General features: G+C 35.6%; 24 protein-coding genes and 1 tRNA gene. 12 read left to right on the top strand and 13 right to left on the bottom strand.

The window, feature by feature from the left end; translation table 11 throughout:
• Positions 1-50: 50 nt before the first annotated feature.
• Both QWY86_RS02765 and QWY86_RS02760 read right to left on the bottom strand, forming a co-directional pair.
• Positions 51-845, bottom strand: a complete 795-nt coding sequence (locus QWY86_RS02765; protein ID WP_290238507.1) for a tRNA threonylcarbamoyladenosine dehydratase — start codon at positions 843-845, stop codon at positions 51-53.
• 49 nt (positions 846-894) lie between these two features.
• Complete coding sequence (locus tag QWY86_RS02760; protein WP_290238505.1) at positions 895-1,551, bottom strand: TatD family hydrolase; 657 nt, start codon at positions 1,549-1,551, stop codon at positions 895-897.
• A gap of 110 nt (positions 1,552-1,661) precedes the next feature.
• On the opposite strand from QWY86_RS02760, the gene QWY86_RS02755 reads away from it, so the two are divergent.
• Positions 1,662-2,195 (top strand): thioredoxin family protein, encoded by a 534-nt coding sequence (locus tag QWY86_RS02755; protein WP_290238503.1) that lies wholly within the window; start codon positions 1,662-1,664, stop codon positions 2,193-2,195.
• Positions 2,196-2,260: 65 nt separating this feature from the next.
• On the opposite strand, the gene QWY86_RS02750 is transcribed toward QWY86_RS02755, so the two are convergent.
• Together QWY86_RS02750 and QWY86_RS02745 are read right to left on the bottom strand one after the other, a co-directional pair.
• A complete protein-coding gene (locus tag QWY86_RS02750; RefSeq protein WP_290238501.1) occupies positions 2,261-2,467 on the bottom strand; it encodes a hypothetical protein in 207 nt (68 codons plus the stop codon).
• 88 nt (positions 2,468-2,555) lie between these two features.
• Positions 2,556-4,256 (bottom strand): glycoside hydrolase family 3 protein, encoded by a 1,701-nt coding sequence (locus QWY86_RS02745; RefSeq protein WP_290238499.1) that lies wholly within the window; start codon positions 4,254-4,256, stop codon positions 2,556-2,558.
• Between the two features lie 586 nt (positions 4,257-4,842).
• Here QWY86_RS02745 and QWY86_RS02740 point away from each other — a divergent pair.
• Positions 4,843-5,022: a hypothetical protein gene (locus QWY86_RS02740; RefSeq protein WP_231460413.1), complete on the top strand. Its 180-nt coding sequence runs from the start codon at positions 4,843-4,845 to the stop codon at positions 5,020-5,022.
• Between the two features lie 128 nt (positions 5,023-5,150).
• On the opposite strand, the gene QWY86_RS02735 is transcribed toward QWY86_RS02740, so the two are convergent.
• The 6 genes from QWY86_RS02735 to QWY86_RS02715 all read right to left on the bottom strand — a co-directional run bounded on the left by QWY86_RS02735 (position 5,151) and on the right by QWY86_RS02715 (position 10,696).
• Positions 5,151-5,828, bottom strand: a complete 678-nt coding sequence (locus QWY86_RS02735) for a Rossmann-fold NAD(P)-binding domain-containing protein (RefSeq protein ID WP_290238496.1) — start codon at positions 5,826-5,828, stop codon at positions 5,151-5,153.
• A 96-nt stretch (positions 5,829-5,924) separates the two neighbouring features.
• Positions 5,925-8,057: a S9 family peptidase gene (locus QWY86_RS02730; protein WP_290238494.1), complete on the bottom strand. Its 2,133-nt coding sequence runs from the start codon at positions 8,055-8,057 to the stop codon at positions 5,925-5,927.
• Between the two features lie 116 nt (positions 8,058-8,173).
• Positions 8,174-8,258 (bottom strand) — tRNA-Ser (locus QWY86_RS02725).
• A 3-nt stretch (positions 8,259-8,261) separates the two neighbouring features.
• Positions 8,262-8,372 (bottom strand): hypothetical protein, encoded by a 111-nt coding sequence (locus QWY86_RS20050; protein ID WP_435406622.1) that lies wholly within the window; start codon positions 8,370-8,372, stop codon positions 8,262-8,264.
• A 326-nt stretch (positions 8,373-8,698) separates the two neighbouring features.
• Positions 8,699-10,129: a pyruvate kinase gene (pyk, locus tag QWY86_RS02720; protein ID WP_290238492.1), complete on the bottom strand. Its 1,431-nt coding sequence runs from the start codon at positions 10,127-10,129 to the stop codon at positions 8,699-8,701.
• A 147-nt stretch (positions 10,130-10,276) separates the two neighbouring features.
• The gene (locus tag QWY86_RS02715; RefSeq protein WP_290238490.1) at positions 10,277-10,696 is read right to left on the bottom strand and encodes an IPExxxVDY family protein; all 420 of its coding nucleotides are present in this window, start codon (positions 10,694-10,696) and stop codon (positions 10,277-10,279) included.
• Between the two features lie 157 nt (positions 10,697-10,853).
• Here QWY86_RS02715 and QWY86_RS02710 point away from each other — a divergent pair, with 157 nt between their 5' ends.
• From QWY86_RS02710 to rnc, 3 genes are all read left to right on the top strand, one after another.
• A complete protein-coding gene (locus QWY86_RS02710) occupies positions 10,854-11,090 on the top strand; it encodes an acyl carrier protein (protein WP_008508386.1) in 237 nt (78 codons plus the stop codon).
• A 21-nt stretch (positions 11,091-11,111) separates the two neighbouring features.
• The gene (fabF, locus tag QWY86_RS02705; RefSeq protein ID WP_290238424.1) at positions 11,112-12,365 is read left to right on the top strand and encodes a beta-ketoacyl-ACP synthase II; all 1,254 of its coding nucleotides are present in this window, start codon (positions 11,112-11,114) and stop codon (positions 12,363-12,365) included.
• Between the two features lie 95 nt (positions 12,366-12,460).
• The gene (gene rnc, locus QWY86_RS02700; RefSeq protein WP_290238422.1) at positions 12,461-13,189 is read left to right on the top strand and encodes a ribonuclease III; all 729 of its coding nucleotides are present in this window, start codon (positions 12,461-12,463) and stop codon (positions 13,187-13,189) included.
• A gap of 142 nt (positions 13,190-13,331) precedes the next feature.
• Here rnc and QWY86_RS02695 read toward each other — a convergent pair whose 3' ends face one another.
• Positions 13,332-14,045 (bottom strand): hypothetical protein, encoded by a 714-nt coding sequence (locus QWY86_RS02695; RefSeq protein ID WP_290238420.1) that lies wholly within the window; start codon positions 14,043-14,045, stop codon positions 13,332-13,334.
• Positions 14,046-14,452: 407 nt separating this feature from the next.
• Between QWY86_RS02695 and QWY86_RS02690 the strand changes: the two genes are divergently transcribed.
• The 3 genes from QWY86_RS02690 (at position 14,453) to nadD (ending at position 16,645) form a co-directional block, all read left to right on the top strand.
• Positions 14,453-15,316 carry a YicC/YloC family endoribonuclease gene (locus QWY86_RS02690; RefSeq protein ID WP_290238621.1) on the top strand — a complete coding sequence of 288 codons (864 nt, stop codon included), beginning with the start codon at positions 14,453-14,455 and terminating at the stop codon, positions 15,314-15,316.
• Between the two features lie 69 nt (positions 15,317-15,385).
• The gene (gmk, locus tag QWY86_RS02685) at positions 15,386-15,955 is read left to right on the top strand and encodes a guanylate kinase (protein WP_290238418.1); all 570 of its coding nucleotides are present in this window, start codon (positions 15,386-15,388) and stop codon (positions 15,953-15,955) included.
• A gap of 114 nt (positions 15,956-16,069) precedes the next feature.
• Positions 16,070-16,645, top strand: a complete 576-nt coding sequence (gene nadD, locus QWY86_RS02680; protein WP_290238416.1) for a nicotinate (nicotinamide) nucleotide adenylyltransferase — start codon at positions 16,070-16,072, stop codon at positions 16,643-16,645.
• A 67-nt stretch (positions 16,646-16,712) separates the two neighbouring features.
• Here nadD and QWY86_RS02675 read toward each other — a convergent pair whose 3' ends face one another.
• A complete protein-coding gene (locus QWY86_RS02675) occupies positions 16,713-17,414 on the bottom strand; it encodes an SAM-dependent methyltransferase (protein WP_290238414.1) in 702 nt (233 codons plus the stop codon).
• Between the two features lie 277 nt (positions 17,415-17,691).
• Between QWY86_RS02675 and QWY86_RS02670 the strand changes: the two genes are divergently transcribed.
• Positions 17,692-19,245: a DUF6600 domain-containing protein gene (locus QWY86_RS02670; RefSeq protein ID WP_290238412.1), complete on the top strand. Its 1,554-nt coding sequence runs from the start codon at positions 17,692-17,694 to the stop codon at positions 19,243-19,245.
• Between the two features lie 37 nt (positions 19,246-19,282).
• Here the strand turns inward: QWY86_RS02670 and QWY86_RS02665 are convergent, their stop codons facing one another.
• On the bottom strand, positions 19,283-19,915 hold the full coding sequence (locus QWY86_RS02665) for an HAD family hydrolase (protein WP_290238410.1): 633 nt from the start codon (positions 19,913-19,915) through the stop codon (positions 19,283-19,285).
• 78 nt (positions 19,916-19,993) lie between these two features.
• Between QWY86_RS02665 and QWY86_RS02660 the strand changes: the two genes are divergently transcribed.
• From QWY86_RS02660 to QWY86_RS02650, 3 genes are all read left to right on the top strand, one after another.
• Positions 19,994-20,221, top strand: coding sequence for a YtxH domain-containing protein (locus QWY86_RS02660; protein WP_290238408.1), 228 nt, complete (start codon positions 19,994-19,996; stop codon positions 20,219-20,221).
• Positions 20,222-20,286: 65 nt separating this feature from the next.
• Entirely contained in the window at positions 20,287-21,687 is a 1,401-nt protein-coding gene (locus QWY86_RS02655) for an MBL fold metallo-hydrolase RNA specificity domain-containing protein (protein WP_290238406.1), read from the top strand.
• Between the two features lie 121 nt (positions 21,688-21,808).
• Positions 21,809-22,495, top strand: a complete 687-nt coding sequence (locus QWY86_RS02650; RefSeq protein WP_290238404.1) for a class I SAM-dependent methyltransferase — start codon at positions 21,809-21,811, stop codon at positions 22,493-22,495.
• Positions 22,496-22,533 lie beyond the last annotated feature (38 nt).

Here is a 22,533-nt window from a genome sequence, read left to right as displayed (position 1 = left end):
TAAACTTACAACAATTTAAAATCCTCCCGAAATTAGAATATCCACAATAGTTATTTTTTCTTGAGCTTTCTCTTGGCCAAAGTTTTATGACTAATCCTTGCTGGTCTTTCGGCCATTTCTATTTTTAAACCAAGTAAATCGCGAATAACAACTGAAGCGCAAGTACCACCAAAAGCTGCAGGGAGGTAAGAAACTGTTCCATAAGCAGAACGTTTGAAGTTACTTCCATCAGTCATAATCATGGAATTTTTATCCATTTCCTCGGTAGAAAAAACTGCTTTTATCTTTGCTGCACCAACCAATTTATTAAGCCTTTTGCGTACATAACTGGCAAATACACATTGATAGGTATCGGGAAGCATGGCTATTCTAAGCTTTGTGGGATCCATTTTGCCACCAGCACCCATCGAGCTTACAATCGGAATGTTTTTTTGTAGTGCTGTACCTAATAAGGTAATTTTCGGCATTACACTGTCTATACAATCCATAATGTAATCGAAATTTGATTCCAAAATTTCTCTGCATTTTTCTGGTGTTAAAAAAGTATTCACAACGTGAAGTTTCAGTTCAGGGTTTATTGCAAGCAAGCGTTCTTGCATAATTGCCGCTTTACTTACGCCATGATTAGTAGCTAAAGCAGGTAATTGTCGGTTGCGGTTTGTTGGGTCGACCACATCGCCGTCTACAATAGTCATTTCACCAACACCTGCCCGACAAATAAATTCGGCAGCAAAAGAGCCCACGCCACCCAAACCAATTACCAAAACGTGTTTCGATTGTAATTTATCAATTCCATCATTTCCTACCAATAAGGCAGAGCGTGAAAGCCAGCTTGTATCAGACATTTTTTAAGTAAAGTGTAATGTAAAAAGTAAAAACTGAAGGTAAAAACGGTTACAGCAAACTCAATTTATCCCAGTTTGCAAAAATAAGTGCTTTTAATTCATCAACAGAACATTTTTTTAGATTCGCAGCCGCTTGATAAAGTTCTTCAATTGAAACGTCCGAATCATCTGTTTCCAGAAAAAAATTATTGGATTCTTGTATCAGCTTTGCTGCACCAGAATTTTCTTTTAAAATCGCTACTCCAAACGACAGCAAAAAACCTTTATCTAAAAGCTGTTTACCAAGAATTTCATTTTTAGCAAAACCGTGAATTATCATCGGAACTTTAACTTTCAAACGCTCTTTGATTTCTATTAATTCAGAAAAAGCTTTTACACAATGTAGAATTAAGGGTTTGTTTAATTCTTCAGCGATAGATATCTGTTGCTCTAAAATGTAGGTTTGGATTTCTAAACTTTCACCTCTTAGCTTATCTAAACCACATTCGCCAATCAGTTTTACATTGCATTGTTTCGATAATACTTGTAAATACCTCAATTGAATTTCAAGTTTATCCTTTGAAGCATACCAAGGATGTAATCCGATTGAAATGGGTTTAGTTTTAGGCATTGCTAAGAAAATATCACTGGTTAGCGATAGGCTCTGAATGCTGTAAACATCCTTTCCCTGCGAGGTTTTATGAGTATGTATGTCTAAAAAATCCATTGTGATGCAAAGATAAGCTTTGCAAAAATGTATTCCTTCTGTAAAAGATAGGATTGATAATCTATAAAGTTAGTAGTCTTTGCTATTTTTGTTCCATCATTCTTAAAATCATGAAAAAGATAATAACAATATTGGCTGTCCTTTTTATTTCGGTAACAGCTTTTGGTCAGGTCAAGAAAGAAGGTGTTCATATTTACAATCCTGAAGCAAACGCTATGGCAGATTTGAAAGCGGCTACAGAAAAAGCAGCCAAAGCAAAAAAACATGTATTGGTGCAGGTTGGGGGTAATTGGTGTACTTGGTGCATCGCCTTTCATAATTTGGTTGATATAACCGCAGTTTTAAAACAAACAATAAGCGATAACTTCGAATATGTTTTAGTGAATTGGGATAAAGATCATCATAACGATGAAGCCATGAAATACTTGGGTTTTCCAAACCGTTTTGGCTATCCTGTTTTTGTTGTCTTAGATGGTAAAGGAAAAGTATTACATATTCAAAACTCCGCTTATCTTGAATCAGAGGAAATTGGAGCGGATGGGAAGCGCAAAGTTGGTCACGATGTTAAAAAAATTAATTCTTTTTTAAAAGGGTGGACTGTTGCAGCTGTAGATCCAGAAACTTACAAGCCTAAAGCGAAATAGGTTGCATGTCAAAAAATTCAAAGCCACAAATTTTTAGTTGTTAACTGCTAATTTGTGGCTTTTTTTTAATCTTCTGAATAATCTTCCTTTAAATCATCTACATTTAACTCGTAAGATGGTCTCGAAGCTTCATCAGCTTGTTCTAACAAATCTTTATCGTGTTCTATGTTAGAGCTTTCGCCATTCAATTCATTAATATTTTCTGTGTCGTCTTCTCTGCGTAGAGCATCATTTGGGTCGTTGGAATAATCTTCGTCTTTTGGGTCTATCATAACATTATGTTTTATTAATATATAATGATTTAAAGAACGATATTGTTTTGAATTTTAATAAAGAAAGCTTCTTAAATGAAATGAGGGCTTACATCCCGTCGCCAAACTTATAATTTGGCAAAATACTAACTGGTAATTTGCCTGTAGGAACTAATCTGTTATTAATTACGGCTGCTGCAGAAATTTGCATATAATCTTCCTTTTGATAGCCAACCACCAAACCTTTACTATTTTCTAAACCAGGCAAACCTGCAAGATTATATGGGTTTGCGAACAATGCAAAAACTGCATTTCTGGTTGATAAATCTTTAATAAAATTCTTAACGCCGGCATTCAGCTGAATGTTATTTCCAGGTCTCGAGCGACTATCATGAATGCCAACAATAACTTGGTCAAAGGCTGCAATCTCTCTTGCAACATTCGAAATTTGTGTTGCGCTTGCATCTTTATCTAAAACATAATACACCGAATTATAGAAACCTTTCGAAATTTCTTTCTGAAACTTAGTTACAGTTGGTACGCCAATACTAATAATAGCCGTTCTTCTTATCGGAATCAGGTTTTTAATATAATCTTTACCTTTTAACATCGTAACAGAAGCATTTGCCAATTCCTGCACAAGCGCATTACTAGAATTGCGATTAATTCCGGCTATTAAGCCTTTGGTCACAATAGTATCTTTTTGCGCTAATCCTGCCCAATATTTAGCTGTTAAAATTTTTCTAACACTCTCATCTATTACTTTTATATCAATCTTGCCCTGACGAACAGCTTTTCGAACTAAATGGATTGCTCTGTCGCTATTTTCCGAAAGTTCTAAAATATCGTTACCAGCTATAATGCCCATCAAATCGGCCTCGCCGTTTTTAAAATATTTCACAACACCTTTCATGTCCATTGCATCAGAAATGATTAAACCTTTAAAGCCCAGTTTTTGCTTCAAAATACCCGTTACAATTGGTTTTGATAATGTAGAAGGCAAATTTGGTGTATTATCCAATGAAGGAATATTCATATGAGCAATCATAATGCCCGAAGCACCTTGCTTAATTAGTTCCCTAAAAGGGTACATTTCTAACGTATCCAATCGCGTTGCGCTAAAAGTTAGCTGTGGTAAATCATAATGAGAATCTACATCAGTATCTCCATGACCAGGGAAATGTTTCAATGTGGTTAGTAAGCCTCCATCTTGCATCCCCTTCATGTAAGAGCCTGTTTTTGTCGTAACATTAAATTTATTTTCTCCGAAAGAACGGTAGTTAATAACCGGATTTTTTGGATTGTTGTTTATATCCGCATCTGGAGCCAAATTCATTTGCATACCCAAACGCTTATAATCTTTGGCAACTTCCAGGCCCATTTTATAAAGCAACTCTTTATTTTGGATGGCACCCAATGTCATTTGGTATGGGTAAGAAATTGTACTATCCAAACGCATACCCAAGCCCCATTCCCCATCATTAGCTACAATTAACGGTACGCGACTTACCTTCTGATAAGCATTTGTTGCCATGGCTTGCCTTACTGGCCCGCCTTGAAAAAATATTACTCCACCAAGCTGTTCTTTCTTAATCACTAAACCAACCGAATCAGTATATTTCTGCCCTAAATTAGTATGTGCCCTCACAAAAAACATTTGGGCAATTCGTTCTCTTCTGTTTAATTTTTTAAATACCGAATCAACCCATTTAGGTTGGTTTGCCAGCATTTCTATATAGCTAATTTGTTGTGCACTTGCAGAAAATGCCAGTGTGCAGATGGTTATAAGTGTTAGTAAGTTCTTTTTCACAGTGTTTTGTTGTAGCGGCTAAATTAATAAGTTATATGCTAATAAAACAAAAACCAATCCAAGTAATCGATTTAATACATTTTAAAAGTTAAGGTTGTACTAATTAAAGCGTTTTGAAAATTACCGTTCAGTAGTACTTTCAAAAAGTAGTCCTGCTTTCTGTTACAATCTTTTGTCTAAACTTATGAAGTCTCTGCCCCGATGGCGATATTCAGACTTCGTAAGTTTGGTAGGCCAAAAGTATTTTCACGCCAATCAGGTTTAAGTACAAAGCTGTTGCTACTATGATGGGTTTCCCTTGCATAAGCCAAAGTAAATAGCCCTAATTGTAGCGAAAATACTTTTTGATGTAGTGCTTCAATAAGTTGCTGATAACATTGGCAAAAAGATTGAAGCATAAAGTAGGACTAACTATTAATAATTGTACAAGCTTCGCGCTTCAAAAAATATAAATATTTATAATTAATGAATAGGCAGTTTATAAAAATGTATGGAGCCTTTTAAATTAAAAAATTAAAACTTTCTGCAATATCAAAAGTTAATGTAATAGCGCTTTACAATAAATGTTAAACTAAAACTTTTAACCATGAAAAATGTAAATACACCAAAGAACAATCCAACAGTTCAAGGAAGTTCAATCGCCGATAGAGCAAATCACGATGTAAAGGTTGATAAGAAAATTCAAGGTATTACTAATGGAGGCGGACAACGTTCAGACCAAACTTCGAATAAAGATAACCAACGTAAACACGACAATAAAAAATAGTTACGATGTGAGCGGTAAGATGGAAATGTAAGATGGGGGATGTGAAACGGAATAGATACTTTGCTTTACATTTGCCCTAATCCATTTTACATTTCCATTTCCAATCTTCCGTCCTCCAATTTCCACCTTTAAGATGGTTCATTAGCTAAAGCTATAATATCTTTGCCTTCTAATGCTCTACGTTCATTGTTATGGCTTAACGTATTAATCATTGCATCTCCAAGCTCTTCCATTTTACAAAATCCATTCGGGAAAAATTTTCTCCCGATGGGGAACATCCAGTTTATGTATTTATAAAATTTGTGGGCAAATTTTTGTCCCTCAATTGGTTTTATAAAACCTGGCCTGAAATTATAAACCTGCTCAAAGGGAAGTTTCATTAAGTCATTTTCAGTTTTCCCCTTTACTTTTTGCCAATTTAACTTTCCTTCTGCATTAGTTCCACTGCCAGAAACATAACAGAAAGTCATATCATTATTCAACTCAGCTAATATTTTTGCGATATGTAAAGTTAAAGTATAAGTCATTTTGTAATAAGTGTCGTTGTCGGCACCTAAAGAAGTAATTCCAAGGCAAAAGAAACAGGCGTTATGACCTTTAAGCTGTTCCTCAATTGGTGTAAAATCTAAAAAATCTTTGTGAATAATTTCTTTCAGCTTGGCGTGTACATAACCACATGGTTTACGGTTAATCACTAATACCGAATCAATTTCAGGACTATTTAAACACCTGATTAAAACACCTTCCCCAACCATTCCTGTGCTTCCGGTTATAATTACATTATTTAATGATCTCGTTTTTCCCATATTTGCTTTAATAATATTAACCTCCAAAGGTAAACTTTGTTTTACATCAACTATGTTGTAATAAAAAAGGATAGCCGTTTAGCTATCCTTATTAAATTATCTTGTCGGACCCTTCATTTTATAATCTTTAGGTGGTTCAGCACCCAATAAATGTTGCACAAAATAATCCCATCTTCTTCTCATCATGTAAGCCGAATATTCTCCAAAGCCATGTCTGCTGTTAGGGAAAATAACCAAATCAAATGATTTGTTTGCTTTTTGTAGAGCTTCCACAACTAACAATGTGTTATAAGGAGGAACGTTATCATCCATCAATCCATGTACTAACATTAGCTTGCCTTTTAAATTTTTGGCATAATTCTGATTGGCCTGAGCTTCGTAATCAGCGTTTTCAACTAAACCGTTGTATCGTTCGCCCCAATCATCCTCATAGTTTCTATTATCATGGTTTCCAGATTCAGAAATACCAACCTTAAAGAAATCTGGATAACGAAGCATTGCCGTTGCAGTAGCAAAACCACCGCCCGAATGCCCCCAAATACCAACTTTGGCTGTATCAATTGGGTATTTTAAAGCAAGTTGTTTAATCGCAGTAATCTGATCTGGAAGTGTATTTTCTGCCATATTTCCGTAGCTCATATCGTGGAAACTTTTAGAGCGGTCGGGATTGCTTGTACCTTCAATCACTACAACTATAAAACCCAATTCGGCTAAAGCTTGGTTATCGCCACGAGAGGCCGCAAATGCCCAGCTACCAACACTTCCGCCTTGTGGACCAGGATAAATATAATCAATAACGGGATATTTTTTTCCTGCTTCTATTTTAGTTGGTGTAAAAACTAAACCGTAAATATCAGTTTTACCATCATGCGCTTTTACTGTAACCGGAGTAGGAGCTTTCCAACCGGTTGCCGCCAATCGTGTTACATCTGTTTTTTCTAAGGTACTGATAAGCTTGCCGTTTAAGTCTCTTAAAACAGTAACCGATGGAACATTTGGCTGAGAATAAGTGTCTAAAATGTATTTTCCTGTTGGAGAAAAACTACTAACGTGATTGCCTTCTTGTGGTGTTAATGAAACTAATTTTTTGCCATCAAATCCTATTTTATATAAATGTGTAAAATATGGATTTCCAGCTTCTTTGCCATTTCCTACAAAATATATTGTGCGGGTTTTTTCATCAACCTTTACAACCCTTGCAACCACAAATTCGCCTTTTGTAATTTGATTTTTAACTTTTCCGGTAGTAGCATCATACAAATAAAGGTGGCCCCAATTATCGCGTTCCGAATACCAGATAATTTCTTTCGATGCTGGTAAGTATCTCCAGTTTATCGCACCTTGTCCAGATTCGTATTGTGTTTTCACAACTTCTTCAAAAACTTCACGTACTGCACCGGTTGTTGTATTTGCGATACGGAATTTTTCTATTTTATGATCTCTTGATGTAGAAACAAAAGCAACTTCCGAGCCATCTGCTTTCCAATCAATATCATCAAAAGTGCCACTGCTCGAAATGTCATCGCTCAAAGTAGCACGATGCGGATCTGGAGCTACGTTTAATGAAATAACTTTTGGCTGCTCAACATCGATAATTACTCGTCTTATTGTTGGTATTTCCTTATCGCCAGGTAAAGGATATTTCCAGGCTTCTAATTTTGGCGAACCAACATTTGTGGTAACCAAATACATATCTTTTGTATTGCGTTGATCTTGCTGGAAGGTGGCAATTTTCTTCGAATCAGGCGACCAGCGAAGTATTGCGCCATCGCTATGCTTCCAACCTGCATTATCGGTAGCATAGCCGTAATCTTTAACACCGTCGGTTGTTAATTGAGTTAATTTGCCAGAAGCAATATCTTTAACATATAAATTATAATCTTTTATTAAGATTGATTTTTTGCCATCCGGTGATAAAACTTCTCCTCTTCCTCTGCGTGGAGCTTGAACCGGGCTGCCAGATTTATATTCGGTTGTTAGTGTTTTTGTTTTAGTTGATGGATCGACCAGGTAAGTTTTTTCTTCACCATTTATCTTTACAGTGTACCAAAATTTATCGCCGTCTAGCCAGTTTGGTCTAACATTACCACCATCAATGAATTTTTCTGTATTGTAACTCATAAAACTTTCAGCACGTTCATAATCTTGAACGGTAAAAGTATTTTTTTGCTGTGCATTAGCCGATAAAGCCATCGCCACAGCCGTTACGCTTAATAAATGCTTATTCATATTTTGTTTGTTCTTTGCGATAAAATTAAAACTGTTTTATCATTAGATTTTAATTTATCAAGAATAATACAAAATATGGTGAATTAATACTTACAAAACGAAGTATTTTACTAAAGCGGAGAGGGCGGGATTCGAACCCGCGGTACCTTGCAGTACACACGCTTTCCAAGCGTGCTCGATCGACCACTCTGACACCTCTCCGAATTATATAATATTATTTTGCTTTAGATAAATGTAACCATTTACCGATTTGTAATATTGTTCCCTTCTAAAGGCTTCACTTCTTGTGTTAAACACTTCATAAAAATGAACAATGAAAGGCCTTCTATTTTTTGTTGATTTTGTACCTCCATTATTATGTTTGATCTATGTCACTTCTAAGTTTTCAGTACTGCCATAATAGTACTTTCCATCCTTGCAGCTTTTTAAAATGTAACTATAAAACATAATTATCTTCTAATGCAAGTTAATAATTTTATAGAAAGTTTATTAGAGCTTTCCAAGCGTGCTCGATCGACCACTCCCCATAGGGGTCCTTTGGACTGACACCTCTCCGAATGGATAGCAAAAGTATATTTTTTATTCAAAAAAAAATGCTTCCAATTAAATTGGAAGCATTTAATATTTATTTGTCGTTGAAATTAATCAATAACAGTAATTTTTAACATATTGGTTTTACCTTTTGCTTCCATCGGGATAGCAGCGGTATTAATGATAATATCACCTTGTTTAACCAATTTTTTGCTTTTTAGGAATTCATTAACTTCAATAATGGTATTATCTGTACTCTCCCATTTATCGTAGTAAAAACCTCTAACACCCCACAATAAACTTACAGCGTTTAACAAAGCACGGTTGCTTGTAAATATGAAAGTTAAAGCTTCTGGTCGGTGACTAGAAATTTCAAAAGCAGTATAACCACTTAAAGTCATCGAGACAATACCAACAGCATTAGTTTGTTTAGCTAAGAAACAAGCCGAATCGCAAATTGCATCACTTAAGAATGATGGAGATTTTGGTTTTAAAAACTTATCCGGATGGAAAGGATAGTTATTTTCTTCAATGTTTTGAATAATTTTTTGCATCGTTTCGATAACAATCAGCGGGAATTCACCTACCGATGTTTCGCCACTTAACATTACCGCATCTGCACCATCTAAAACTGAGTTAGCCACGTCATTCACCTCAGCACGAGTTGGACGAGGTGTAGTGATCATGCTTTCTAACATTTGAGTAGCAACAATTACTGGTTTCGAAGCTGCTCTACATTTTGCTACAATCATTTTTTGTAACAAAGGCACTTCTTCCATTGGGCATTCAACACCTAAATCTCCGCGGGCAACCATAATTCCATCAGTAACTGCAATAATCTCATCGATATTTGCAATAGCCTCAGGTTTCTCAATTTTTGCAATTACACGGGCAGTTTTACCACGCTCAGCAATTATTTTTTTAAGTTCGATAATATCTTCAGCCTTACGTACGAAAGATAAACCAATCCATTCAACATCATTTTCAAGAACAAACTCCAGGTTTTCTCTATCTTCTGGTGTTAATGACGGGATAGAAACTTTTGTATTAGGAAGGTTAACACCTTTTCTTGATGTTAAAATACCACCATGAACAATTTCGCAAACAACCTCATCTTTCAAGTTAGTAGATAGCACTTTCATTTGCAGCTTTCCATCATCCAAAAGAATAATTTCTCCTGCCTGAACATCTTGAGGGAAATTTTGGTATGTGATGTAAATACGTTCTTCATTACCAATACACTCTTGCGTAGTGATGATTGTTGTTTTGCCGTTAATAAGATTAATTCCACCTTCTTTAACTAAACCAATACGGATTTTGGGCCCTTGTAAATCGGCCAAAATACCCACATTATAATCGTATTTTTTATTCAAATCGCGGATGGTATCCAAAACCGCTTGATGATCTGCTTGTGAACCGTGAGAGAAATTTAAACGACAAACATCCAAACCTGCATTAAACATGCTATATAATACATCTGGTTTAGCTGAAGCGGGGCCGAGTGTGGCTACAATTTTTGTTCTGGAATGAAAAGGTTTCATTTAATTATTTGATTTAGCAATGCGATTTCTGTTTCTAATTAATTATCTAAATTAATTAAACCGCATTAATTTTTATATATATTTTGTTTTGTACAGTTTTTTATAACCCTCAAATATAGTGTAATTAATACACCAAGTATATAATTTTTATATTACCAAATTCTCTTTCGATTTTAATTTAGTTGGGTCTATCTTTGCAGCTACCTGAATATCAGGTAGTTTATTTAATCCGTTTATTAAATAATTCAAATCTTCCTTATCTATAAATTCTTTAATAATTATAAAAAAGTCAACATTATTCATTTCCGGAACCAATACACCATCACTGCTTTTATTACTAATTAGGTAATATTCCACTTCACCTTGCTCAACAAAAAAGTAATACTTGGAGAAATACCATGCTGGTTCATCAATGTTAAAAAATATTTCATGGTCGTCTATCTTCTCAAATTGAGTGTTTAAACGCGTATTAATTTTGTGGCATAAAACGTAGTCTTTCAGCGGTGCTGTTACCGCAATTAGTGTAAAATCAAGGTCTAAGGTTAATTTTAAGTAAGTTTTATTCAAAGCGAAATAAATTATTTACAGAACGAAATTAAAAAACTAATTCTATATTCGCTTGTTATTTGAGAGCCAAAATTAGGTGTCGAAATAAAAACATTTGAAAATTGTAAGAATTTATTTTTCTTTGCACAGAATTATTTAACCATTAAATTATAAAATTATGTCTGATATTGCTTCAAGAGTTAAGGCTATTATCGTAGAAAAACTAGGTGTTGACGAAAGCGAAGTTACGCCAGAGGCTTCATTCACCAACGATTTAGGTGCAGATTCTTTAGATACCGTAGAGTTAATTATGGAATTTGAAAAAGAATTCAATGTAGCTATTCCTGATGATCAGGCTGAAACCATCGGTACAGTTGGTCAAGCGATTGCTTATTTGGAAAAAAACGTTAAATAGAATTACGCTTTTTCAGTATAAATGGAATTAAAAAGAGTAGTAGTAACAGGGTTGGGTGCGCTCACTCCTATAGGCAATAATGTTCCCGATTTTTGGGAAGGATTGACTAATGGGGTGAGTGGCGCTGCTCCTATTAAGGGTTTTGATACTGAAAAGTTCAAAACTAAATTCGCATGCGAGGTAAAAAACTTTAATCCGGAAGATTTTTTGGAAAAAAAGGAAGCCCGCAAGCTAGATCCGTTTGTACAGTATGCCCTTGTAGCAACTGATGAGGCCGTTAAGGATGGAGGATTTGATTTTGAGAAATTGGATACTAACCGTATCGGAGTTATCTGGGGTGCAGGCATCGGTGGATTGAAAACTTTTTTAGATGAAATTTCTAATTTCGCTAAAGGAGATGGTACGCCAAGATACAATCCATTTTTTATTCCTAAAATGATTGTAGATATTGCTCCAGGGCATATCTCAATTAAATATGGCTTACGTGGGCCAAATTTTGCAACTGTTTCGGCATGTGCTTCTTCTACAAACGCAATGATTGATGCATTTAACTATATCCGTTTGGGTATGGCAGATGTTATCATTAGCGGTGGTTCTGAGGCAATTATTAACGAAGCAGGGATGGGTGGTTTTAATGCCATGCATGCATTATCTACACGTAATGATGATCCGCAAACCGCTTCACGTCCATTTGATAAAGATCGTGATGGTTTTGTTGCTGGTGAAGGTGCTGGAACTATTATTTTGGAAGAACTTGAACATGCTAAAGCAAGAGGTGCAAAAATTTATGCAGAACTTGTTGGTGGTGGTATGAGTGCTGATGCAAACCACATTACCGCACCGCACCCAGAAGGTTTAGGCGCCAAAATGGTAATGGCCAACGCCATGAAAGATGCAGGATTAACAACCGCAGATATTGATTATATTAACGTTCACGGTACTTCTACTCCGCTTGGAGATATTAGTGAAACTAAAGCAATTGGCGATTTATTTGGAGAAGATGCTTACAGATTAAACATCAGCTCTACCAAATCAATGACTGGCCATTTACTTGGTGCCGCTGGCGCTATTGAATCAATTGCTGCAATTCTTGCTGTTAAAAATGATATTGTTCCTCCAACAATTAATCACTTTACAGATGATCCGCAATTTGATCCGAAATTGAATTTTACATTTAACAAAGCTCAAAAACGTACCGTTAGAGCTGCATTAAGTAATACTTTTGGTTTTGGTGGTCACAATGCTTCAGTAATTTTCAAGAAGTACGAAGAATAATTTCATCAGCCCTGCTATATAATTTTGTATGCTAATTAAAAATAGATAACTTAGTTAAATATGCTGATTAGCCGTTAATTTGTGTTATTTATTTAATGCCGTTATTAAAATTATATAAACTTTACATCTCTCCCGAAAAGGAATTTGTTAAAAAGCTAAAGAATATTCTTGGGTTTATACCAGGTAATGTTTCGCTGTATAAAATGGCGTTCAGGCATCGCTCTGTGGCTAAAGTTTTAAAAAATGGCAGTAGAAGCAGTAACGAAAGGTTAGAATTTTTAGGAGATGCAGTTTTAGGTTCGGTAATAGCAGAATTGCTGTTTAAGCATTATCCTTACAAGGAAGAAGGTTTTCTAACCGAGATGCGTTCTAAAATTGTAAATCGGGCTAATCTAAATCAATTGGCTAAGAAAATGGGCTTTGATAAGTTAATCCAATTTGATCAGCGTTCTGTAAGCATTCAAACTAAGCACAATTCTATGCTCGGCGATGCATTTGAAGCCATAATTGGTGCAATTTACATGGATAAAGGCTACAATTTTACCAAAGAATTTTTACTACGTAGAATTGTTAAGCCTCATATCGATATCCATACGCTTGAATTAACCGAAACCAATTTCAAAAGTAAACTTATTGAATGGTGCCAAAGACATGGTAAGGATATAATATTCGAGCTGGTTGAAAACGGTGAAGGCGAAAGCAATAAACTATTTACTATCAGTGCTGTTGTTGATGCGGAAAAAGTTGGAATTGGTAGAGATTACAATAAAAAGAATGCTGAAAAACTAGCTGCTGAAAAAGCTTGTGAAGCACTGTCTATTTAGTTAACTGGTTCATTTTCCATCCGGCTTAACCATTCCACTATTTACACTTAGATTTCTAAATCTTTCTGCTGTGATTTGATAATTGATTCTTGAAAATTGGGATTTTATTATTGATAATTGGATTTTGAAAATTACCAACCCACTATTTCCCTTTTCCTAAAGTATCGGTAAATTTCTTTGAAGTCTCTTTAATGTATTTTATGTAATCGTAGCTGTTCCAGTACTGCACTTTTTGAAATTCCGGACGGTAATCGATCATGTATTTTTCAAGCGTATCGCCTCTTAATTCTGTATTGTTTTTAATTATTGAGGGATTAAAATAAACATCAATCTGCGATTGCTTAATTTCATTATCTGCATATCTGCCAAATCTTCTGGCATTTTTAGGATCTTTACCAAAAAGATTATAAATGGCATTTAATGGATGAAATACAGAAGATAGAATAGAGGATTTACCGCCATTGTAAACGCCCTTATTTTTAAACTCCTTACTAATTTCTGCTAAATCTTGTTTTTTAGTGTTACCGTAAATGGTAACTTCATTTAAAGCTGTACTTCCTCTAACTAAATAAATCAAAATATCTTGCTGACCATGGATAATAATTCTCTGGTCGTTCATGTAGGTTTTGTTAATTAAAAGTGTATCGCCAACAGCAGCTTTGATTTGAAACATCCCCAAATCATTACTGGTTACGCCAATTTTTGTTCTAACGTTGGTAATATTGGCAAGTGCAATTCGAACATTAGCACCCTTTTCAAATACAACTCCCTTCACAATAAAATCCTGTGCCTTTAATGATGTACACACGGTAACGGTAAGGAAAAGTAAAAAGAGCAGAGAATATTTGAATTTCATTTGATGAGATTTTCTTGTAAAATTAACAATTGTAGCTGATGTAAACTGTTAAAAAAACGTTAATGCGCATCGCTTTGTTTGTGGCGCAGCATTATTTGTGTTATTTATTTAGCTTACCGCATAAGAAATTTGCCATGTTTGCAAAACTTGGTTAAATAGCCACGACATAGCGAAAATACTTTTGGCTTAGTAAATTTAAAAAGTTTCCACTCAAGGTGTTTATTAAACTTCGTAAGTTTAGGTGCACAGGTTCTCCAGCCAAAAGATTGCAGCATTGGCGGGACTGTGTTTGCCAAGAACCACTGTTTTTCCGCTTCTAAAAATAAAGAGGCTTTTTGAATTTAGGAGCACCTTATTGCAAGGTAAAACTCTTCAAATTTTTCTTACCTTTGCGCATGATAAAATCCATGACAGGATACGGACTGGCTACAGCCGATTATGCAAATGCTAAGTATAGTGTCGAAATCAAATCGCTTAACAGCAAATTTCTTGAGCTGAACTTAAAATATCCTAAAGCTTTTTCTGATAAGGAGCTAATCCTGAGAAACATATGCAGTAAAGATATCGAACGTGGTAAAGTTAGTTTAAGCATTACGGTTGATAGAAATTTAGGTGAAGTTACCGGAGCAAATATTAACACAGCTTTACTTGCTCATTATTACAAACAGTTATTGGCGGTAAATAATGAATTGCAGGCCAACAGTAGTAATCTATTGCAAACGGCATTAACTTTCCCTGAAGTAATAAGTTACAAGGAAGAAAGTGTTAGTGAGGATGAATGGAATGAGTTGTATAAAATTTTTAATGATGCGCTGGTTAATTTTAACAAATTTAGAGCAGATGAAGGCGCTGTTTTAAAGGCAGATTTAGAGTTGAGGATTAAAAATATTCTTTCCTATTTCAAATCGGTAGAAGAACTTGAACCTAAACGGATTACTGCAATTCGCGATAAATTTACCCAGTTTTTAGATGAGGCGGTTGGAAAGGTTAATATAGACCAAAACCGTTTTGAACAGGAATTGATATACTATATTGATAAAATTGACATCACCGAAGAAAAAACCCGTTTAAAAAGTCACTGTGACTATTTTCTTCAAACATTGGGAAGTAAGGAAGCAAACGGCAAAAAGCTAGGTTTTATCTCTCAAGAAATTGGTAGGGAGATTAATACAATGGGAGCCAAGGCAAATGATGCACAAATGCAGCAGTTTGTTGTGGGCATGAAAGAAGAGTTAGAGAAGATTAAAGAACAGTTATTAAATGTGTTATAGAAAGCATAAAGCTTAAAGCTCAAAGACTAAAGCTTTGGGCTTTAAGCTTTATGCCTTAGTCTCAGAAATATGAAGCAAGGCAAATTAATTATATTTTCAGCACCATCAGGAGCAGGTAAAACCACAATAGTACATCATTTACTTAAGAAATTTCCTGAGCTGAGTTTCTCCATTTCAGCTACAACCCGCGAATCAAGAGGTGCTGAGCAGCATGAAAATGATTATTATTTTATTTCAAAAGAAGAGTTTTTGCATAAAGTTGCACACCAGGAATTTGTAGAGTTTGAGGAAGTTTACAACGGAACTTTCTATGGTACTTTACGCTCAGAAATAGAACGCATCTGGAATGCAGATAAGCATGTTATTTTTGATATTGATGTAGAGGGCGGTCTTCGTTTAAAAAGAAAATATGAAGAAGATGCTTTAGCCATTTTTGTTCAGCCGCCATCATTAGCAGTACTAAAAGAACGCTTAAGCGGCCGCGGAACGGATAGCGCCGAAAAGCTTCAGGAACGTTTTGTAAAGGCCGAAAAGGAATTGCTTTATGCAGATAAATTTGATGTGATTTTAAAAAATTACGATTTAGAAATCGCCTGCGCAGAAGCTGAAAAGCTTGTTGGCGATTTTTTGAAGAAGTAATTTTCTGCAAATTTTAATAAATATTCGCCATTGCGAGATACCAAGCAATCTATTTTGTAAGAAAGATTGCTCCGTACCTCGCAATGATGTTTTAAACAAACTGAAAATCTCCATATGAAAATTGGTCTATTCTTCGGTTCTTATAACCCAATACATACCGGGCATTTGATTATTGCCAATTACATGGCAAATCATACCGAATTAGATGAAGTTTGGTTGGTTGTTTCGCCACATAACCCTTTGAAAGAGAAAAGTGGTTTGGCTAATATGTACGATAGGTTGGAAATGGCAACATTAGCAACTCAAAATGCGACTAATATTAAGGTGAGTAATATCGAATTTAATTTGCCGCAGCCATCTTATACAATTGATACTTTAACACATCTGATGGAGCGTTATCCAAATAATAAATTTGTTTTGATAATGGGTGCTGATAATCTGGTATCATTTAAGAAGTGGAAAAATTACGAGATTTTGCTAAAAGACTACGAAATTTTTGTTTACCCACGCCCAGGTGCCGATGTAGCAGAATGGGAAAACCATCCATCAATTACATTTACGAAAACACCTTTAATGGAGATTTCATCTACATTTATTAGAAAAGCCATTTCTGACAATAAAAATGTACAGTTCTTTTTGCCTGATAAAGTAATTGATTTCATTGATGCCAAAGGTATGTATGGAAAATAGATTAAAAGAGCAAGGAGATAATAGGTTAATTTAACCTTTGTTCCTTGCTCTTTTTTCTATCATCCCCTTAATACAGCAAAAATATGGTAGGTTGCTTATGTAAATCAATTTTTTCTTTGCGCCAGTTGTAAACACTTTGTGTTTTTATAAACTCATTTCCGGCGGTTAAATTACTTGCGATACAAAGTTGGGTATTCGGTTTACAGCTTTTCAACACTTCTTCAAGCATTTGATTATTACGGAAAGGCGTTTCTATAAAAATTTGCGTTTGCTTATATCGGCTGGCTGATAAATCTAAATCTTTTATACGTTTGGTGCGCTGTTCTTTATCAATAGGCAAATATCCCCAAAAGGCAAAACTTTGTCCGTTAAAGCCAGAGGCCATTAAAGCCAAAAGAATTGAACTTGGACCAACTAATGGCATCACCTTAATGCCTCTTTTATGTGCTTCTGCAACAATATCTGAACCTGGGTCTGCAACACCCGGACAACCAGCTTCGCTCATTAACCCAACATCTTTACCCGCCTTAAGTTCGTGAAAAAACTGATTCAAGTCGCTTCGGTTGTGTTTGCCATAATCATGTACAATTAAATCCTTTTGTGGAGTGTTAAGTCCAGCTTCTTTTAAAAATTTGCGGGCAGTTTTGCTGTTTTCAACGATGTAAGTATCAATTTTATTGATCGTTTCTACCAAATATGGTGTAAAAGTTTTAGCTGCTGCTTCTTCCGCAAGCGGTACAGGAATAAGATATAAGGTGCCATTTTGCATAATGCAAAAATACTTACAATTAATAGAATATATGTTTTAAAAATCAAATCATTCGCGATATATTCTATTTTATAAACACTGGTGTAGCAAATTTTATTCCTGATTGACTTATTTTCTGCACAATTAATATCAATTCAAATCGTTAATAATTAGTTAAATATGCCCTCCATGTCAGTATTTTCAATCATTTAATAAAACTATGCATGCATATTAAACCAAATCTAAAATTGGTTCTCTAATTGATACACACAAATTAGGTTATTAAATAAACACACAAATGAAAACACTGAAAACTACGGCGCTTGTGCTGGGGCTTTTTTCGCTCCTTGCCGGAACCACATCCTTAGCCAGGGCGCAAGGCTACGAAGAAAACTACCAGAATGATGGTTACAACACTGGTAATGTCTCTTTGCAAACTTTCTATGATGAGCTTTCTCCTTATGGTACCTGGATTCAAGACCCGCAATACGGTTATGTTTGGCGTCCTGATGTAGACCAAAGCGATTTTCGCCCATATTATACAAATGGTAGATGGGTAATGACTGAATATGGTAATACTTGGGTTTCGAATTACGACTGGGGTTGGGCACCATTTCACTACGGAAGATGGGTAATTAATAACTACAGGCAGTGGATTTGGCTTCCCGATACAAACTGGGGACCAGCGTGGGTAGATTGGAGAAGTGGCGATGGATATTATGGCTGGGCACCAATGGCTCCGGCAATCAGTATAAACTTAAGCTTTGGTCGCCGCTATGTGGTTCCAGATTTTTGCTGGAATTTCATCCCTCAAACCAATATTTATATTAACAGATTCCCGAGGTATGATTATGGCAGAAACAATGTTTACATCCGTAATACAACGATTATAAATAATACTTATGTGTACAACAGAAGAAGTTATTACGGTGGTCCGAGGATGGAAGATATTAGAAGAGCAACCAATAGAGATGTTAGAGTTTATCGCTTTGAGCAGAGTAACAGACCTGGTGTTGGAAGAGTTAATGATAGAGCAGTTTCAATTTATCGTCCGAGACCAGAACGTGGTGCGGTAGATAACAGAAGCGCAGCACCTAGAAAATTTGAGCAAGGCAATGCTGGTTTCAACAGAAATGGTAGGGGAGATACTGGTTACGCTAACCGCGATCAGCGAGATGGAAACAGAAACGATAATCGTTTTGGAGAAAGAAACGATAACAGGATGACTCAACCTAATAGAAGAGACAATGGAAATGTTGATAATCGTAGAGATAATCAACCTAATAACCGTCCTGAAGTTTATAATCGTGATGCAAATGGAAGAACGGACAGAGCGAATCAAAATTTAGGTGATGCCGAGCAAAGAAATAGGCAAGCGATGGACCGTACAAGAGAACAGGGAAACCGTAGTCAGGAACGTATTCAACAAATGCAGCAACGCAGCCAACAGGAGCGAGTGAGTCGTGAGCAGCAAAATACGCAGCGCAATGAGCAAATGCAGCAACAACGTTCTCAGCAGTTTGAACAACAACGCCAGCAAATGGATCAGCAAAGAGCACAGCGTAATGAACAAATGCAACAACAACGTTCTCAGCAAGCAGAACAACAACGTCAGCAAATGGATCAGCAAAGAGCACAACGTAATGAGCAGATGCAGCAACAACGCCAGCAACAGCAAGAGCGTTCGCAGCAAATGCAACAGCAAAGAAATGAGCAAGTTCAACAACAGCGTCAACAACGTTTTGAACGCCCTGCTGAAAATAGACAACAAGCACCTCCCCAACAACAAAACAGAGGTGGTGGAGAAAGAAGTAGTGAAGGTGGAAGACCAACAAGAGGTGGCAGAGGATAAATCTAAGTCCCGATGAAAATCGGGACTTTTTTAATTTTTAAGCTTGACCAGCAGCCTCAGGAAGTGTTTTCAAATCAGTTCCTCTAAATGTAGTTTGTGCATTAGGATGAATATTGTCAGGATCTAAAAGAAAAGTTGATAGCCCTAGTTCCAATCCGAATTTAATTTCGGATTCTGCATCATCTCCGATAACTAAAATTTCATCAGGATTTAATTGGTGCTTTTTTATTAATGCTTCAAACGCATCCTTTTTATTTTTATTTGAGGTTGTTACATCTACAACATATAATTCTTCAAAATCATCACTAATACCCAGCATTTTTACCTTGGTGGTTTGCTTTCTTAAAAAACCTGCGGTTACAATAAATTTTCTGCCTTTTAGATTTTTAATATAATGATAATCATCCGAAGGGTTTAAAGGTGCTGTCACTTCTCCAGTTACTAAATATTTAACGGCTTTATCAATAGCTGTTTGTTTGAAACCATACTTAGCTGCAACTTTTTGGAACGGTGTTCTAAGCATTTCTGCCTTTGCTTCGAGATATTTTTCCTCAGAAATTCCCAAATCTTCAGTTTCTAAAACCTTATAAAGTCCACCCATTAATTGTTCTTCATTAGGTTTCGTAAAATAAATCGTATTATCTAAATCGATAAAAAAGATATTTTTCATTATGGATTGGTTTTTGTGTTATTAAAAAAAATAAAAACAGCGAGCACTAATTTATGTTTAATAATTAAAAATAAGATTATGACAAAGGAAACAAAAATAGTAGTAGGCGTACTAGCCGGAGCAGCATTGGGTGCTACAATTGCATTAGCGTTATCTTCAGATTCGAATAACGATGTTAAAAACAAATTATCAGATTGGTTCTGCGATTTGTTAGATTCATCAAAAGAAAAGCTGTCTGATTTGGCTGGTAAAGCAAGCGGAGTTGCCGATAAAGTAAAAGATAAGATATCTGATATAAAAGCTTAAAAATAATTGGAGATGCCGGATAATTCCGGCATTTTTATTCAATTATAATTTCTAACCATCGATAAATGAAAATTGCCTTTCATGGTGCTGCCCGAACCGTTACGGGAAGTAAACACCTTATTACGCTCAAAAATAACACTCAAATATTATTAGATTGCGGCCTTTTTCAAGGAATGGGACACGTTACAGATAAGCTAAACGGCTTTTTTGGTTTCGACCCAAAAAAAATAACGCATATGATCCTATCGCATGCGCATATAGATCATTGTGGCTTGCTGCCGCGTTTAGTTGCCGAAGGCTTCGATGGTAAAATCTTTTGCACTGCCGCAACTATGGATTTGGCCAGAATTTTAATGATGGATTCTGCTAAAATACAGATGCAAGATGCTGAATTTTCTAACCGCCATTTAAAACCAGGGCAGGAAGAAGAAGTGCCGCTTTACACAGATGAAGATGTAACTAAGGCAGTGGGGCGGATGAAAATTGTTGATTATGAGGAAGATTTCGAAATACAATCTGATATCCATTTAAAATTTACAGATGCTGGTCATATTTTAGGCAGTGCTGCCGTTCATTTAACAATAACTGAAGATGGCAAAGCAACCCGAATTACCTTTAGTGGCGATGTGGGCAGGTATGGAGATTTGTTGCTTAAAAGTCCGCAACAGTTTAGTCAGGCAGATTATATTTTAATGGAATCAACCTATGGCGATTCTTTACATAAGGATTTGGAGCCTATTGAAGATATGCTTTATGAGGTGATTAATAATACGTGTAAAATAAAAATGGGCAAAGTTATTATCCCTGCATTTAGCGTTGGGCGTACGCAAGAGCTGTTGTATGCTTTAAACAGTATGGAATTAAAAAACAAACTCCCCGATGTTCAGTATTTTGTTGATAGTCCTTTATCATCAAAGGCAACCGAAATTTTGAAAAATCATCCTGAAGTTTACAATAATGGAGTTAAAGAGATTTTAAAAATTGATCACGATATTTTTGCTTTCAAAGGTTTACGTTTTATCGAAAGTGTAGAAGAATCAAAAGCCTTGAATGCCGACCCAAGACCATGCGTAATTATTTCTTCATCGGGAATGGCAGAAGCCGGGCGTGTAAAGCATCACATCAGAAATAACATCAGCAATTCTAAAAATACAATTTTAATGGTTGGTTATTGTGAGCCATCATCTTTAGGCGGTCGCTTAATTGCCGGACAAAAAGTTGTTGAAATATTTAATGACGAATACGATGTGAAAGCAGAGGTGCAATCTATTAAATCTATGAGTGCGCATGGCGATTACGAAGATTTATTACAATTTCTATCAGGCCAAGATCCTGAAAAAGTAAAACGATTGTTTTTAGTGCATGGAGAATATGATGTGCAGCAGAATTTTGCTACGCGATTAAAAGAACAAGGCTTTAAAAACGTTGCCATTCCAGAATATCATCAAGAATTTGAAATAGACTGAATCTATTGATAAAAGTTTTATCCTAGCCACAAATTAACAGATTATTTTATTTTAAATCTGTTAATCTGTGGCTTTGTTCTTTATTCTTTGCTCCTCAATCCTTGTTTCTTATATTTACCGCATGGACGTTTTTGGAAAGGCAATTGCAGATTTTTATGAGACTGGTGAAGCCGATATACTTTGGTTACACAATTCTTATGATGCACCTGAAGAAATGCCTGTTGATTTTTTCTTCAGAGATGATGAGGATATGCCAGTGCTCGAATTACAAGCTTTACAAATGTGCAATGGTAAAGTTTTAGATATTGGTGCCGGTGTTGGAAGTCATGCTTTAGTATTGCAAGCCTTTAATATTGATGTAACTGCAATAGATATTTCAGCATCTGCTGTTAAAATTATGAAGGATAGAGGGGTTAAAAATGCAATCCATCAAGATATTTTTACTTTTAACGAAAAATTTGATACCATTTTAATGTTAATGAATGGTATTGGTTTAACTGGAACTTTACCAGGCTTTAAAAACTTTCTTATCAAGTTAAAATCGTTAATAAACCCTGATGGGCAAGTCCTTTTTGATACATCTGATATTGCTTATTTATACGAGGATTTGCCAAAACCTCAAAATAAGTATTATGGTGAAGTTTCCTACCAATATGAATATAAAGGCGAAAAAGGCAGTTGGTTCAATTGGTTATATATTGATAAGAAAACCATAGCCGAGATGGCAACAGAAACTGGTTGGACTGCAGAAATTATTTTTGATGATGAGGAAGATCAGTATCTCGTTCGGTTGGTACTGGCTGAATAATTATCGTCATTTCTTGGTACGAAGCAATTTGCAAGCAT

The sequence above is a fragment of the Pedobacter aquatilis genome (genome assembly GCF_030409415.1).
Classification (GTDB): Bacteria; Bacteroidota; Bacteroidia; order Sphingobacteriales; family Sphingobacteriaceae; genus Pedobacter; species Pedobacter aquatilis.
Note: the sequence above shows the minus strand (reverse complement) of the source record. Positions and strands in the feature narration are given on the sequence as shown.